This window comes from Microbacterium aurugineum (genome assembly GCF_023101205.1).
GTDB lineage: Bacteria > Actinomycetota > Actinomycetes > Actinomycetales > Microbacteriaceae > Microbacterium > Microbacterium aurugineum.
In genome coordinates, this window is record NZ_CP078078.1 from 2388913 (window position 1) to 2403680 (window position 14768).

Genomic DNA, 14768 nt, shown 5'->3' on the forward strand with positions numbered 1-14768 from the left:
GGACTCCATGACCACTCCCCTCCTGCCCCGACGCGAAATCGGCCGCAGCGGCATCGACGCCTCACTGTTCTCTCTCGGCTCCTGGCACACCTACGACCGGATGGACTTCGCCGACGCGGTCGCAATGCTCCGCGAGGCCGTGGACCGCGGTGTGAACCTCTTCGACGTGGGCGTGTACTCCGCGCCGGGAGCGCCACCGGTCTTCACCGACGTGATCTTCTCGGCGATGGTGCGCGCTGCAGGCCTCCGGCGCGACGACTGGCTGCTCTCGTCGAAGCTGTGGCTCGAGGCCTTCGGCGACGACGGCTTCCGCCCCCAGCTCGAGAACGCGCTGATGCGGGTCGGCGTCGAGCACGCAGACCTCGTGATCCTCGGAGACCTGCGGCGCGACGACCTCGACCTGCGTGACCTCGTGCTCGACCTCGCCCGTCTCGCGGAGGCCGGCCTCATCCGCACCTGGGGTGTGAACAACTGGTCGGCATCGAGCATCCAGTCCCTGATCGACATCGCCGCGGCGGAGGGCGTGGCCGGACCGCAGATCGCGCAGTTGAAGTACAGCGTCTCCCGGCGCTCGATCCCCGACGGCGGCCCCTTCGCCCGGCTGTGGGAACAGGGGCTCACTTTGCAGGCCTCCGACTGCCTCGAGGGCGGCGTGCTCGCCGGCAAGATCAACGGCGACCGGCAGATCGGCCGCGACCCCGGTGACATCCGGGAGCGGATCATCCACGATGTGCCCGCCTTCACCGAGGTCGCCGCATCCCTCGACGTCTCACCCGCGCAGCTCGGGATCGCGTTCACCCTCACCCATCCGGCCCTCACCACGACGCTGTTCGGCGCCTCGAGCGGGGAACAGCTGCGCGCCAACCTCGACGCCGCGGCCCTGGTCGATCGGGTCGGCGACGATGAGCTGCGCCGCCTGGTCGAACCGTTCTGGGCCGATCGCGGGGTCGTCGACCCCGAAGGCCCCTGACCCGCCGCTTCGACCTTCCATCCAAGGAGAACCATGACCGCCACCGCCGCCGGACGCCCGACCGTCACCCCCGTGCCCTTCGACCCCGAGGTGCAGGCCGTGCTCGACGAGCTCGCGAAGAACCCACAGCCGGCGCTCACCCGCGATACTCTTCCGCGTGACGGTGTCGACCGGATGTTCCCCGACAACGACGCCGTGATCGCCGGGCGGGACATCGAGTGGGAGGACCGCGTCATCCCCGGTCCCGCCGGAGCACCCGACCTCGAGATCACGGTGTTCCGCCCCGCCGGCGTCCACGGCGACGTGCTCCCCGGGTTCGTGAACATCCACGGCGGCGGCATGATCGTCGGTCACCGCTCGTGGGAGACCGGCCGCGTGGTCGACATCGTCGACGAACACCGGGTCGTCGGCGTGAACGTCGAGTATCGCCTCGCTCCGGAGAATCCCTACCCCGCGGGCGTCGAGGACTGCTACGCCGCCTTCGTATGGGTTCATGAGCACGCCGCCGAACTCGGCATCGACCCGGAGCGCCTCATCGTCGGAGGAGGCAGTGCGGGCGGGGGGCTGACAGCCGCTGTCGCCCTGATGGCGCGCGACCGACAGGGGCCCGTCATGGCCGGGCAGCTCTTGCTGTGCCCGATGATCGACAACACCAACACCAGCGTCGCGAGCCGCCAGTACGACGGCATCGGCACCTGGCAGCGCGAGATGAACCTGCTGGCGTGGTCGTGCGTGCTGGGCGACGACCTCGCCTTCCACCCGGACGCTCCCGCCTACGCCGCCCCCAGCCGCGCGACCGATGTGTCGGGGCTCCCGCCCGCTTTCATCGAAGTCGGCGAGGCCGAGGCCTTCCGCGATGAGGACACGGAGTACGCGCTGCGCATCTGGGCCACCGGAGGACAGGCCGAACTGCATGTCTGGGGCGGCGGAGCGCACGGCTTCGACATGTACATGCCGGAGGCTGAGATCTCCCGAGCCGCTCTCGCCGCTCGCGCCTCGTGGTTGCGTCGCATCTGGCGGGCGGACCGATGACCGCGCCGCTGCCGGTCCCGTATGACCCGGAGCTCGTCGCCGGCCTCGACGCTTTCGTCGGGATGGTGGAGATCATCCCGCTGCGTGCCGACACGATCCATGCCAACCGCGACCACTTCGCGACGCTCATCCCTTCCATAGCCGCACAGGCCGCGGGTCGGGAGGTCGTCTGGGAGGACCGTGTCATCCCCGGACCGGCCGGGGCGCCGGACATCGAGATCACGATCGTCCGGCCCGCGCGCGCGGCTTCCGTGCCCGCCCCCGCGGTCCTGTCGATCCACGGCGGCGGGATGGTGCTCGGCACCCGGTTCTTCGGCACCGCCGAGCTCATCGACCTCGCCGAGCAGCACGGCATCGTCGGGGTGGCCGTCGAGTACCGGCTGGCACCCGAGCATCCCGGTCCCGCGCAGGCGGAGGACTGCTACGCCGCGCTGGAGTGGATGGCCGCCCACGCCGACGAGCTCGGCATCGATCCCGACCGCATCATCGCCTCGGGGATGAGCGCCGGCGGGGGCCTGTCGGCTGCCGTCGCGCTGATCGCCCGTGATCGCGGCGGTCCGCACCTGGCCGGCCAGCTGCTCGGCTGTCCGATGCTCGACGACCGCAACGAGACCGCCTCCAGTCGGCAGTACGACGGCTTCGGCGCGTGGGATCGGAACAACAACGACACCGCGTGGGATGCCATCGCCGGGGACGACCGGTTCACCGACCGCGTCTCCCCGTACACGGCACCCGCCCGCGCCACAGACCTCGCCGGTCTCGCACCCGCGTTCATTGAGGTGGGCGCTGCCGAGACGTTCCGCGACGAAGCCGTCGACTACGCCCTGCGCATCTGGGCGACCGGCGGACAAGCGGAGCTGCACGTGTGGGCCGGCGGGTACCACGGCTTCTCCGGATTCTCGCCCGAGGCCGAGGTCTCGAAGGCCGCCGTCGCCGCGCGGGAGAGCTGGCTGCGCCGCATACTGTGCCTGGGCGGATGAGTCTCCCCGTTCCCGAAGAGCCAGCTCGCCCGCGCATGAGCACCCTGCGGGCGATGCTGGTGCTCGGGATGCTGGAGGCTTTCGGGCGTTGTCGATGGACCTCTACCTGCCGCAGTTGCCGCAACTCGCCGCGTCTCTCGGCACGACGGAGGCTCTGGCGCAGGTGACGATGTCGGCGTGCATGATCGGTCTCGGGCTCGGACAACTCATCGCGGGGCCGCTGAGCGATCGACTCGGAAGGCGACTGCCGCTGATGGTCGGAGTCTCGGCCTTCGCGGTGCTGTCACTGGTGTGCGCCCTCGCCCCGAACATCGAGCTGCTACTGATCGCCCGTTTCCTGCAGGGGCTCGCGGGCTCGGCGGGCATCGTGATCTGCCTGGCCATCGCGCGAGACCAGTTCGAGGGTGTCGAGCTGTCGCGGATGTTGTCGCTGCTGTTCCTCGTCTCCGGAACCGCACCGATCATCGCGCCGGTCGTCGGTGGGCAACTCGCCCGGGTCATGGATTGGCGGGGTATCTTCGGCGTGCTCAGCGCCGTCGGGGTCGTACTGCTCCTCATCGTCGTGTTCGCCCTGCCCGAGACGCTGCCCGCCTCCGCCTGGCACGGCGGCGGCCTCGTGGTACTGCGGAATCATGCTCATGCCGTGATCCGCGACCGGCTGTTCGTCGCGGTGCTGTGCGCGGCGGCGGGAGGCGGCGTCGCGTTCTTCACCTACCTGTCGATGTCATCATTCGTCCTGCAAGACCAGTTCGGTCTCACCCCGCAGACCTTCAGTCTCGCGTTCGCGGCGGGGGCGCTGGCGAGCATCGTCGGCAGCCAGACCAGCAGGCTCGTCGTGCGGCGGTGGGGACCGTTGCGCGTCTATCTGGGTGGCATCACGGCGACGCTGCTCGCCACGACGACGTTCCTCGTGCTGACGCTGACCGGCACCGGCGTCTACGGAGTGATCGCTGCGCTGATCGGCTTCATGCTCTGCTCGGGCGTGGGCGGCCCAAACGGTCAGACGCTGGCCCTCGCGCACCACGGCAGCCGCGCCGGCACGGCCTCCGCCCTGCTCGGTATGGCGACCTTCCTGTTCGGGCCGGTCGTGGCGCCGATCGCGGCCGGATTGGGTGGCACGAACGCGGTCACGATGGCCGTCACCATGACGCTCGCAGCGGCCGCCGCCGCGGTCGCGGCCTGGGTGTTCGTTCGGCCGGCCGCAACGCCTCAGTAGCCGCAGCGCTCAGTAGCGACACCCCGCCGGAACCGGTCCACGACTGCCTGGGGCACATAATCGTTCGTCGGCAATCGAGAGATCGACACGGTAGCTGCGCTGACCCTTAGTCAGGCGATGCCTCCAGAGGCGTCGAATCGCCCATCCGCTTGGCGAGCTCGTGAAGTTCATGTGCGCGCTCGGTTTCGCCGTTCTCCAGCAACATCACCGCAAGGTTGTGTGCACTATGGCCATCCCCGCTAGAAATGCCCGCCCAGTAGGCCGCCTCAGCTGCGTCAAGCTCTCCTGGTTCCTCGGCAAGGAGGTTTCCGAGCAAGAGTGCGGCACCGTAGACGTCGGCAGCAACTGCTCGTGCGAGAAACTCTCGAGCCTCGGCTGTCCTACCTTGACGGAGCAAGAGGTGTGCCAACGGCACTCCGAATTCCTCCGAGTCTTCTAGCCCCTTCTTGAGCAGATCCTCCGCTTCGTGGAGATCTGTAGACTTTCCCGCGCTTACGAAGCTCTCCCCAAGAAGGCCAGCGAGTCGAGCGGGGTTGCCGGCCTCCGCGGCGATCGCTTTCCTCAACCACACCTCCGCTTCTTCGTTGTGCCCCATCCAGCTGAGACTCTCGCCGAGTGCTGCGAGCGCTGCGCTTGAGCCGCCATCGGCAGCTTCGCGAAACATCGAAATCGCCAGACGCTCGTCGACGCCCCATACAGCAGCTGCAAGCTCGAACAGGGTGCTTGGCGTCGCCCCGGCTTCGAAATCGACGGAATCCAGGTCGACGGTGGGAATCAATCGGCTGATGGTCGCTCGGTCACACGCGCCATCCCTTCCGCACACCGCCCGCAAGAAGTCCATGTATTGCCCCGCGACAAACGCATCCTCTGCAGCATGTCGATCCGGTTTCACCGGTGCCTCCTCAGGCGATTTCGGTCAGCGGTGCAGATTGATGCCCTCTCGTTCTGCCTAGGGCTTACCATCCTGGCCGATCGTGTCCCTCGCCTCTCGTACGCGCTCGGAATAGTCCGCGTCAAAAATCATCGGCAATCGGGACTCGAGTTGCGATTCGAGATCCCACAGGACCCTCTGTTCGACTGACTCAACAGCTTGAGCCTCAGAGTCGTTGATTCTCGCTATCCAGTCGTACAACACGAGCGCTTCCTCCATGCTCAATGCGAGCATCGCACTGTCAGCCACCGCCAACCCTTCCTGTTGTCAGCGAGTTCTCGATCTGCGCCGAAGTCAGCTTCCACCCCTACAAAGAAATCGTCCCCGTGGAGCATGACGTCAGCCTGCCTGGCGGAGTTGTTGTGCTCGCCTCATCGGCTCCTACCATTCCTTCTCGTGAGCAGTCGCAAGCCAATCGTAGAAAACCAGAGCTTCGCTTGAACTCGAATCGAGCACGATTCTGTTGTCCACCACCCAGCCTCCCTGTCGTCATTTGACGATGAAGCTGCGTTTGGTGGAGAGTCCACGCAGCAGGGATCACGCGGCCGGTAGGAACCATTAGACACCTCTTCGACGAGAGAGGGCTCCCCTCGGCGACCGAGTCCGAGCGCGCGGTGTAGCATCCGGCTCCGAAAGGATCCCCAGTCTGTGATTCAAGGATCGAGCGACTTCGTTCGCCGTGCGCCGACTACACACAGTCCCCCCCAGACGCACCGCACTCCCGTCTTTGAATTCAGCGTGCAACTCACCGCTCTCAAAGGGGCCGGAATCTATTGCCCATGCCAGGTAGTAGAAGGGGCCCCCATACGGTTGCACTCGAAACCGCTTTAGATCCCCGCGCTTGAACACTCTGCGCGACCACCAGCCGCGCACGCGCACATCGTCACCCTTGATTGCCACGCCTGTGAAAGGAAGTCGAACCCAAAGCCATACCGTAAGCAGGAGTAGCGCGACGGCGAGGAATCGAAGAGGGCCGAGTGCATCTCTTGCTGATGGACTCGCAGGGATCAGCGCTGGGACCAGGCCGCTGTAGACAGAAGCCACCGCAAGTCTCCCCGCGCGCCCAAGTCGTCCCGAACGGCCCTCATCGCTATGACGAGACATGGAAGCGTCCGACTTTGAAGCACCCGCCCGGTGCGAGCGGACGGCTGGTTCGGAGTGGCTTGAGAAGACTCTGCACACTGTTCGACGACACGACCTCAGCTCCCGCCCGCGATGATCGAATGCCGCATAGGAAACAAATAGCGGATGCTGAGGTCTCACCGCGAGCGGCACCGCATCACGAATTCATAACTTCCTTCGACTTAAGGGGATGATCACCCGCGACTGCGGCCCCGCCGCGCCCGATCAGCCCTCGACGCCCGCCCGCCGCGCGCCGCTCAGTAGCGAGCCGAGAACGCCCCGTCCGACTGGAGCATCTGACCGGAGATCCAGCGCCCCTCATCCGACACGAGGAACTCCACGACCGCGGCGACATCCGCCGGACGCCCCAACCGCCCCAGAGGGGTCATCGCTCCGAGCGAGGCCCGCGTCTCGTCGTCCATCCAGCCGGTGTCGATCGGTCCCGGGTTCAGCACGTTCGCGGAGATCCCACGAGGACCGAGCTCACGAGCGGCCGAGATCACGAGCCGGTCGAGTGCGCCCTTCGATGCACCGTAGGGCAGGTTCCCGGTCACGTGGTCGCTGGTGAGCGCCAGGATCACTCCCCCGTCATCGCCGACCTGACGCGCGAAGGCCGCGATCAGCAGCAGACTCGCCCGCGCGTTCACGGCGACGTGCCTGTCGAAACTCTCCGCAGTGGTGTCGAGGATGCCGGACTCGACGTCGTGGGCGTGACTCAGGATGAGCGCGGTGATGGGCCCGTGCGCGGCGACGACCGCATCCACGAGTGCGCCGGGGCCGTCGGGGGTCGCGAGGTCGGCGAGGTGGTCGGCGTCGTGGAGATCGCTGGTCACGACCGTCCACCCGGCCGCACGCAGACGAGGGACGATGCCGGCGGCGATGCTGTTCGCCCGGGCAGCGCCGGTGATCAGAGCGAGGGGCATCCGGCCACCGTACCGGAACGCACACGCGTCCCGCTGCCTTCAGAACCCCACGCACATGATCACGACGCCCGCTGCCATGGCCCACGATTCCGTCGCCAGCAACCGTGCCGTCCTGCCACGATGCACGGAAGGGAGGAACCACTCCGAGACGACGGTCCACACGACGACCCCGGCCACCCCGACCAGCATCACAACGGAGAGGACGCCGTTCATCCCGTGTCCGCCGTGGCCCGAGACCGCGATCTCCGCGCCTGCACCGGCTGACTGCACCGCGCGCGTCGAGGCGCTCTGGAACGCGCAGACGGCCATCACGAGCGACCCGAGCGCCCGGTGACAGCACGCGGAGGCCGCCGAAGTTCCCCGAACGCCCATCGTTCCGAGCATCGCCGAGACCAGCAGCAGCACCCCGAGCAGGAGTCCCGCGAGCGCGTCGCCGGGTGAGACCGCGAGCGCCAGCATCGCCGCCGCCATGATCAGCGCCGCCTGCCGCCCCTGCCACGGCACCGCACGCCACGCACCGATGCAGGCGACCGCAGCGACGATCGCCGCCACAGCCATCAGCCACGGTGCTGCGGGAAGGAGGAGCTCCATCCGGGAAGTATATTGATCGATCGCTCAATAACGCTAGACCTAGGTCGGATGCGACAAGATGGGCACGTGCCCCGCATCGTCGACCATGATGAGCGCCGCCGGCAGATCGCCGAGGCGCTGCTCGCCGTCGCCGCCCGCGATGGACACGAAAGCGTCTCCTCGCGCGCCGTCGCCAAGGAGCTCGGCGTCGCCACCGGCTCGCTCTGGCACTACTTCGACGGATTCGACGAGGTCGTGCGCGCCGCCGCCGCCGAGGTGACGCGCCGCACCGACACCCGCATCGCCGCCGCCACAGACGGCCTCCGGGGACTGGACCGGCTGCACGCACTGATGCGCGAGGTCCTTCCGATCGACGACGACACCCGCACGGAAGCGCACGTGGTCGTCGGCTTCTGGGGGCGCCTGGCCGCCCTCGCGCCGACCCCCGACGCGGGTGCCCCGACCCTCGCGACCTGGCAGGACAGCATCCGTCTCGCCCTGGCCGAAGCGGTGGACGACGGAGAGCTGCGCGCCGACACCCCCGCCGACGCCGTGATGGCCTTGCTGCGCTCGATCACGTACGGACAGCAGATCGTCGAGGTCACCGAACCTCAGCCCGCGGCGGCGCATCTCGCCGTCCTGGACAGCATCCTCGCCCCCTGGCGCGCCTGAGCCCCGCGAAAACGGCGCTTGTGGACCTGCGACGAGCCGTCGTATCATCATCGCAACCCGTTTATTGAGCATCTGCTCGAAAATAGTGAGGTCGATGATGTCCCACCACGCACCGCAGCCCGTCTCCCTCGACAAGATCGCGGCCCCGCACCCGCACGATCCGCTCTCGGGCGAGGAGATCGCCGCCGCCCGAGCCATCCTCGACGCGGCCGGGCTCCTGACCGAGACCACCCGCGTGCCGATGCTGCTGCCCGATGAGCCCACGAAGCAGGAGTTCGCCGCCTGGACCCCCGGCTCCCCCATCGACCGCCGCGTCGACGTGACACTGCTCGACACGGCGACCGGCGTCGCGACCGAAGCCATCGTGTCGATCACCCGCGGCGAGGTCCTGCGCACCGAACGCGTGCCGAATGACGCCCCGCCCTACGGCCAGCCGCAGTACCTGTTCGAGGAGTACGAACGCGCCGAGGCGATCGCGAAGGCCTCCCCCGAGTGGCAGGCGGCCATGACGCGCCGCGGCCTCGCCGACCACATGGACCTCGCGTTCTGCGGACCGCTCGCCCCGGGCTACACCGGTCGTGCCGATGAAGTCGGTCGCCGCGTGATCCGCTCCCTGACGTTCCTCAAGTACGACGAGCAGGACTCCCCGTGGGCGCACCCCGTCGAAGGACTCGTCGTGCACATCGACCTCACCTCGAACAGCGTCATCCGCGTCGAGGACCACGGCGACGTGCCCGTGCCCGCCGGCCACGGCAACTACTACCCCGAGGTGCAGGGCGAGGCGCGCACCTCGCTCAAGCCGATCGAGATCACGCAGCCGAAGGGACCGAGCTTCACCGTCACCGGCTCGCTCGTCGAGTGGGAGGGCTGGTCGATGCGTGTCGACTTCAACGCCCGCGAAGGCCTCGTGCTGCACGACGTCACCTTCCAGGACCGCTCCGTGCTCAGCCGCGCCAGCGTTCCCGAGATGGTGGTCCCCTACGGCGACACCGCCCCCGGCCGCTTCTGGATCAGCTACTTCGATGCCGGCGAATATCTCCTCGGCAAGAACGCCAACCACCTCGAACTCGGCTGCGACTGCCTGGGCGTGATCCGCTACCTCGACGGCTACGTGGCCGACGACCACGGCAACCCGGTGCGCATCCCGAACGTGGTCTGCATGCACGAGGAGGACGACGGGATCCTCTGGAAGCACACCGACCTCGCGGGCCGCGCCGACGTGCGCCGCTCCCGCCGGTTCGTGGTCTCGTACTTCTCCACGATCGGCAACTACGACTACGGCTTCTACTGGTACTTCGGCCTGGACGGTTCGATCGAGGTCGTCGCCAAGGCCACCGGCATCGTGTTCGTGGGCGGCGGCGAGCCCGGCGTCCGGCAGCGCCACGCGACCGAACTCGCCCCGGGCGTCTTCGCGCCCGTGCACCAGCACCTGTTCTGCGCGCGACTCGACGTCGCCATCGACGGCGACCGGAATCGGCTCGTCGAGGTGGACGCACAGCGCGTGCCGATGGGGCCGGACAACCCGTTCGGCAACGCGTTCAGCTGGTCCGAGACCCCGCTCACGACCGAGACCGCCGCGCAGCGTGACGCAGACTCCTCCGTCGCGCGCGTCTGGGAGGTGCAGAGCACGTCCCGCACGAATCACGTCGGGCGGCCGACCGCGTATCACCTCGTCCCCGAGCCCACCGCGCTGCTCATGGCCGATCCGGAGTCCTCGGTCGCCGCGCGCGCCGCGTTCGCCACCAAGCACCTCTGGGCGACACACTACGAACACGGTCAGATCTGGCCTGCGGGACGGTATCCCAACGCACACCAGGGCGGCGGCGGACTCCCCGCCTACACCGCAGGCGACCGGCCGATCGACGGCGAGGACATGGTGCTCTGGCACACGTTCGGCCTCACGCACTTCCCGCGCACGGAGGACTGGCCGATCATGCCCGTCGACACCGCCGGGTTCCGGTTCAAGCCCAACGGCTTCCTCGACCAGAACCCCGCGATGGATGTGCCCGAATCCTCGCAGGCGCACGCGGTCTCATCCGGCAGCTGCTGCGGCGGAGGCACCTGCACGTGCGAGCACTGACCGCGCGCTCCGGTCGCGAAACCCCACGCTCCGGTCGCGAAACCCCATGCTCCGGTCGCGAAACCCCATGCTCCGGTCGCGAAATGGTCGCGAATCCGGGCAATTAGGATGCGAATTCGCGACGGGAACGTTGAGAGAGGTGCGGATTCGCGACGGGAACGGACGGCGACCGGAGCGAATTCGCGACCGGAGCGAACCGGGAGGGGACGCGACAGGAGCGGATGCGACAGGAGCGGACGCAGGAGCGAGCGGAGGGAGGGTCAGGCGAGCGCGGCGATGGCGTCGCGGAGGATGCCGTCGGCACCCTCGAGAGCCGAGGCCGCGGACTGCGGCGACGCACCGCTGGCGAGCATCAGCAGGGCGAGCTTGACGGAGCCGTCCGCCCCCTCCAGAGCGGCGGCGGCTTCCTCGATCCCGACGCCGGCGAGCTGCGAGACCGTGCGGATCGACCGCGCACGCAGCTTCTCGTTGGTCGCGAGCAGGTCGACCATCACGCCGCGGTAGGTCTTGCCGAGGTTGATCATCGAGAGCGTCGTGAGCATGTTGACCACGAGCTTCTGCGCGGTACCGGACTTCAGGCGCGTGGAGCCGGAGATGAACTCGGGCCCGGTGACGACTTCGATCGCGATCTCCGCGACGGCACCGATCTCGGATGCGGCGTTGGACGCGATCGCGACCGTGAGCGCCCCGACACTGCGGGCGTACTCCAGGCCACCGACGACGTAGGGCGTGCGTCCTGAGGCGGAGATGCCCACGACGGTGTCGCTCTCGGACAGGTCGAGCTCGCGCAGGGAGGCACCCGCTGCGTCGGCGTCGTCCTCGGCATTCTCGACGGCCGAGCGGATCGCGATCTCCCCGCCGGCGATCAGGCCGACGACCAGTGAAGGATCCGTGCCGAACGTGGGCGGGCACTCGCTCGCGTCGAGCACACCGACGCGCCCCGCGGTCCCGGCTCCGATGTAGATGAGTCGTCCCCCGCGCCGGAACCGCGCGGTGATGCCGTCGACGGCCGCGGCGATCTCCTCGGCGCGCTCGGCGACGGCTTCGGGTACGCGGCGGTCCTCGGCGTTCATCCTCCGCACGAGCTCGGCGGTACCGAGGAGGTCCAGGTCGCCGCGCTCGGTCGTGGAGGCCTCGGTGTCGAGGTTCTCCAGCACCGAGAGGAGAGCGGCGAGACGGGGGGTGTCATTCGGCACGGTGCACGAACCTTTCATGGGGGAGATCATCGCGGCGCGCGAGCAACTGCGCGCCGTCGAGGGCGTCGCCCGCAGCCGGTACGACACGGCGACCGGCGGCGAGGAGGGAGGATCCGAGGGCGGCGCGGAACCAGGAGTGTTCGGCGAGCCCTCCGTGCACGACCACGTCGCAGGTCACTGCTGAGGCGGCGACCGCGGTCGCGGTGAGCAGTCGGACCCCCTCGGTCACGATGCCCGAGGCGACCGGGTCGCCCGCTTCCGCCGTGTCGAGGACGAGAGGCGCCAGGGTGGCGAGATGGCGGGCCAGCGGCGCGCTCCGGGCGAGCCAGCCCTGGATGTCGGAGGCAGCGCCGACCGGATCCGCGAGCGCGGCGGTGAGCGCGGTCGCCGGGCCGAGTCCGTCGTCCGCACGCAGCACGGCGCGAAGCCCCTCGCGGCCGAGCCACGATCCACTGCCGAGATCTCCGAGCTCGGGACCCCAGCCGTCGACGAGTCTGACGCCATCGGCGTCGATCCCGAGTGCCGCGGCACCGGTGCCGGCGATCAGGAGCACACCGGGCGCCCCCTCGAGGGCACCGGCATGGGCGGTGACAACATCGGAGGCGACGGCGACCCGCGCCGCGGTCGCCGCGGCCAGGCGCCCCGCGAGTTCCCGGGCGGCTTCCGGGGCGAGCCAGCCCCCGGCGGCACCGACCCCGATGCTGTCGAGGACCGGTGCATCGGCGAGCAGCGGGAGGATCGCATCGAGAGCGGCATCGACGCCGCCTGCCGCGGCGAGCCCGGGCGCTCCCGTCCCCGAGCGCTCGATACGCGTAGCGTCGTGGATGACGACTCGGCACCGTGACTTGCCGAGATCGACGGATGCGGTCGACTGCGCGGTCATCGGCTCTCCTCGGACTCGGTCGGGACGTAACGAAAAGAGACTACATGCGACATAGACTCTCTGAAAAGAATTTACCATCCTTGTCGTGAGCCCCGTCACGACATACTGAGAATCCCACACCCCCGGAGGACTGATTGAGCATCCAGTCGACGATCGAAGCCGCCGCCTCGACCCTGCCGCCGTCGCTCGCACGCATCGCCGCGGTGGTCCGAGAGAACCCCTCGATCGTCATCGACAAGACCATCAACGAACTGGCGGACGAGTGCCGGACCTCGGTCGCCTCCGTGGTGCGGTTCTGCCGGGCGATCGGATTCAGCGGCTACGCCCCGCTGCGCATGGCGCTGGCGACCGAGCTCGGCAAGGAAGCGGCCCAGTTCTCCGCCCGCGGAGCCTTCGGATCGGAGATATCCGATGAGGACACCCTGCAGGAGGCGGTGTCGAAGCTCGCCGCACTCGAACTGCTGGCCATCGAGGAGACCGTCGCGCAGCTCGACTTCGACGTGCTCGAAGCGGCGATCGACGCGATCGACAGCGCCGACCGCATCCTGCTCTACGGCATCGGGGCGAGCCAATTCGTGGCCGAAGACCTCGCACACAAGCTTCTGCGCGTCGGACGCAATGCGCATGTGCTCTCGGACTCCCACGAGGCGGTCGCCGCCAGCGTCCTGCAGTCAGCGCCCACCGTCGCGATCGGGTTCTCCCACGCGGGATCGACGATCGAGACCGTCCGCTTCCTCGAGACCGCCCGTGCCAACGGCTCCGCCACGGTGGCGGTGACGTCGGCGAAGGACTCCCCCCTCGCACGCGCGGCCGACCACGCCCTGTTCACCGAGGTGCGCGAATCGACCTTCCGCGCCGGAGCGATGGTCAGCAGGATCGCACAGCTCGCCCTCGTCGACTGCCTGTTCATCGGTGTGGCCAAACGACGGTTCACCGAGACCGTCGACGCTCTGCAGCGCACCCGCGAGGCGACGCGCGCGCTCCGCGACTGAGGCCGGACGACCGACCGCTCACGTGGTCGCGCGCGCACCGATCGAGCCTGCGGTGCGCAGGAACACGATGATCCAGCTGAAGATCAGCACGGCCGCGATCAGCTCGACGGCGGTGAGGTTGTAGTAGCCGACGGCGAAGAAGGCGGCGAGCAGGATGATCACGAGCACGTAGGCCCACCCCAGACCCACGAAAACCCGCGGGATCGTGCGGAGGAACCAGGGCAGACCCACCACGATGACCGCGAACACCACGCACATCCCGGTCGCCACGGTGTTGTGCAGCAGGAAGAACTCGTCGACGGGGAAGAGACCGACGCAGGCGAGCAGGATCCCGAGCAGGATCAGGCCTCCCCTCACCATGAACCGCCCGCGGCGATCCACCGGATCCTCCGCGGGCAGACCCGCCGTCGCGTAGCGGGAGATCGTCGTCACCATGATCCCGGCGATGACAAGCGTGGTGTTGAACGCGATCGAGGAGCTGTTGCTGCTCATGCCCAGCGCCGAGAGGTTGTCGCGCCACCAGTGCACATCGCTGGAGGCGAGCATGCTCGCGAACGCCCCCACGACCAGGAACACCGCGAGCACGAGGGAGAGCACCATCGGCGTGAGAGCGACCGCGCTGAGGAACGAGACGTATCCGGTCAGCGCGAACGCCACGGCCACCAGCACGGCACCGGGGAACGCGTAGACCGGGGCGTCCGTGAAGCTCCGCTCGAGGAGCTCGGCGACCCCGAGCCATCCCAGGTACGCGATCGCCGCGTGCGCGAAGGCGATGGCGGCCAGGTCGTACCAGCGCAGCCGATCACCCGGAACGCTGAAGCCGTCGCGCGCAGCCCCGGGATCGACCTCCTCCGGACGGACGGCGAGGCGCCCGAGAGCGAAGGCGATCGCGGCGGCGAGCGCACCCCCGAAGGCGGCGAAGACGCCGATCGAGCCGGAACCGCTGATCGCCAGCTCGTGACCCCAGAACACCGGCAGCGCCACCAAGAAACCGATCACGAGGAAGGCACTGCCCACGATCAGGGCCGTGGCCTCGAACACCGCATCGGAGGCGTCCGGCCCGCGGACCTGTCGCAGCACCTGCAGCACACGGTCGGCGAGCGTCTTCATCGGTCGTTCGGTCACGGTCCACATCCTAGAAGTCGCCCACGCGGGCGGAGCCGGTGATACCATCGCGGAACGGATCGTATACAACGTCGTC

General features: G+C 68.6%; 13 protein-coding genes. 7 read left to right on the top strand and 6 right to left on the bottom strand.

From position 1 onward, the window contains the following. Window positions 1-7: 7 nt before the first annotated feature. The 4 genes from KV397_RS11550 to KV397_RS11565 all read left to right on the top strand — a co-directional run bounded on the left by KV397_RS11550 (window position 8) and on the right by KV397_RS11565 (window position 4198). Entirely contained in the window at window positions 8-970 is a 963-nt protein-coding gene (locus tag KV397_RS11550; RefSeq protein WP_261811318.1) for an aldo/keto reductase, read from the top strand. A 33-nt stretch (window positions 971-1003) separates the two neighbouring features. Beyond that, window positions 1004-2002 carry an alpha/beta hydrolase gene (locus KV397_RS11555; protein ID WP_261811319.1) on the top strand — a complete coding sequence of 333 codons (999 nt, stop codon included), beginning with the start codon at window positions 1004-1006 and terminating at the stop codon, window positions 2000-2002. Continuing rightward, on the top strand, window positions 1999-2982 hold the full coding sequence (locus KV397_RS11560; RefSeq protein WP_261811320.1) for an alpha/beta hydrolase: 984 nt from the start codon (window positions 1999-2001) through the stop codon (window positions 2980-2982). Before KV397_RS11555 ends, KV397_RS11560 begins: the two co-directional genes overlap by 4 nt. Before the next feature lie 94 nt (window positions 2983-3076). Next, window positions 3077-4198, top strand: a complete 1122-nt coding sequence (locus KV397_RS11565; protein WP_261812672.1) for a multidrug effflux MFS transporter — start codon at window positions 3077-3079, stop codon at window positions 4196-4198. A 106-nt stretch (window positions 4199-4304) separates the two neighbouring features. Here KV397_RS11565 and KV397_RS11570 read toward each other — a convergent pair whose 3' ends face one another. The 3 genes from KV397_RS11570 to KV397_RS11580 all read right to left on the bottom strand — a co-directional run bounded on the left by KV397_RS11570 (window position 4305) and on the right by KV397_RS11580 (window position 7765). Continuing rightward, complete coding sequence (locus KV397_RS11570) at window positions 4305-5090, bottom strand: tetratricopeptide repeat protein (RefSeq protein ID WP_261811321.1); 786 nt, start codon at window positions 5088-5090, stop codon at window positions 4305-4307. 1418 nt (window positions 5091-6508) lie between these two features. After that, window positions 6509-7174, bottom strand: a complete 666-nt coding sequence (locus KV397_RS11575) for an SDR family oxidoreductase (RefSeq protein ID WP_261811322.1) — start codon at window positions 7172-7174, stop codon at window positions 6509-6511. 39 nt (window positions 7175-7213) lie between these two features. Next, window positions 7214-7765, bottom strand: a complete 552-nt coding sequence (locus KV397_RS11580) for a hypothetical protein (protein WP_261811323.1) — start codon at window positions 7763-7765, stop codon at window positions 7214-7216. A gap of 66 nt (window positions 7766-7831) precedes the next feature. Here KV397_RS11580 and KV397_RS11585 point away from each other — a divergent pair, with 66 nt between their 5' ends. After that, window positions 7832-8416 carry a TetR/AcrR family transcriptional regulator gene (locus KV397_RS11585; protein ID WP_261811324.1) on the top strand — a complete coding sequence of 195 codons (585 nt, stop codon included), beginning with the start codon at window positions 7832-7834 and terminating at the stop codon, window positions 8414-8416. Between the two features lie 94 nt (window positions 8417-8510). Further along, window positions 8511-10496: a primary-amine oxidase gene (locus KV397_RS11590; RefSeq protein ID WP_261811325.1), complete on the top strand. Its 1986-nt coding sequence runs from the start codon at window positions 8511-8513 to the stop codon at window positions 10494-10496. A 260-nt stretch (window positions 10497-10756) separates the two neighbouring features. Here the strand turns inward: KV397_RS11590 and murQ are convergent, their stop codons facing one another. After that, entirely contained in the window at window positions 10757-11692 is a 936-nt protein-coding gene (gene murQ, locus KV397_RS11595) for an N-acetylmuramic acid 6-phosphate etherase (protein ID WP_261811326.1), read from the bottom strand. Continuing rightward, window positions 11682-12575 (bottom strand): N-acetylglucosamine kinase, encoded by an 894-nt coding sequence (locus KV397_RS11600; RefSeq protein ID WP_165875489.1) that lies wholly within the window; start codon window positions 12573-12575, stop codon window positions 11682-11684. Before KV397_RS11600 ends, murQ begins: the two co-directional genes overlap by 11 nt. 134 nt (window positions 12576-12709) lie before the next feature. On the opposite strand from KV397_RS11600, the gene KV397_RS11605 reads away from it, so the two are divergent. After that, window positions 12710-13567: a MurR/RpiR family transcriptional regulator gene (locus KV397_RS11605; RefSeq protein WP_047521658.1), complete on the top strand. Its 858-nt coding sequence runs from the start codon at window positions 12710-12712 to the stop codon at window positions 13565-13567. Window positions 13568-13585: 18 nt separating this feature from the next. On the opposite strand, the gene KV397_RS11610 is transcribed toward KV397_RS11605, so the two are convergent. Beyond that, window positions 13586-14692, bottom strand: coding sequence for a DUF998 domain-containing protein (locus KV397_RS11610; RefSeq protein ID WP_256536055.1), 1107 nt, complete (start codon window positions 14690-14692; stop codon window positions 13586-13588). Between the last annotated feature and the right edge of the window lie 76 nt (window positions 14693-14768).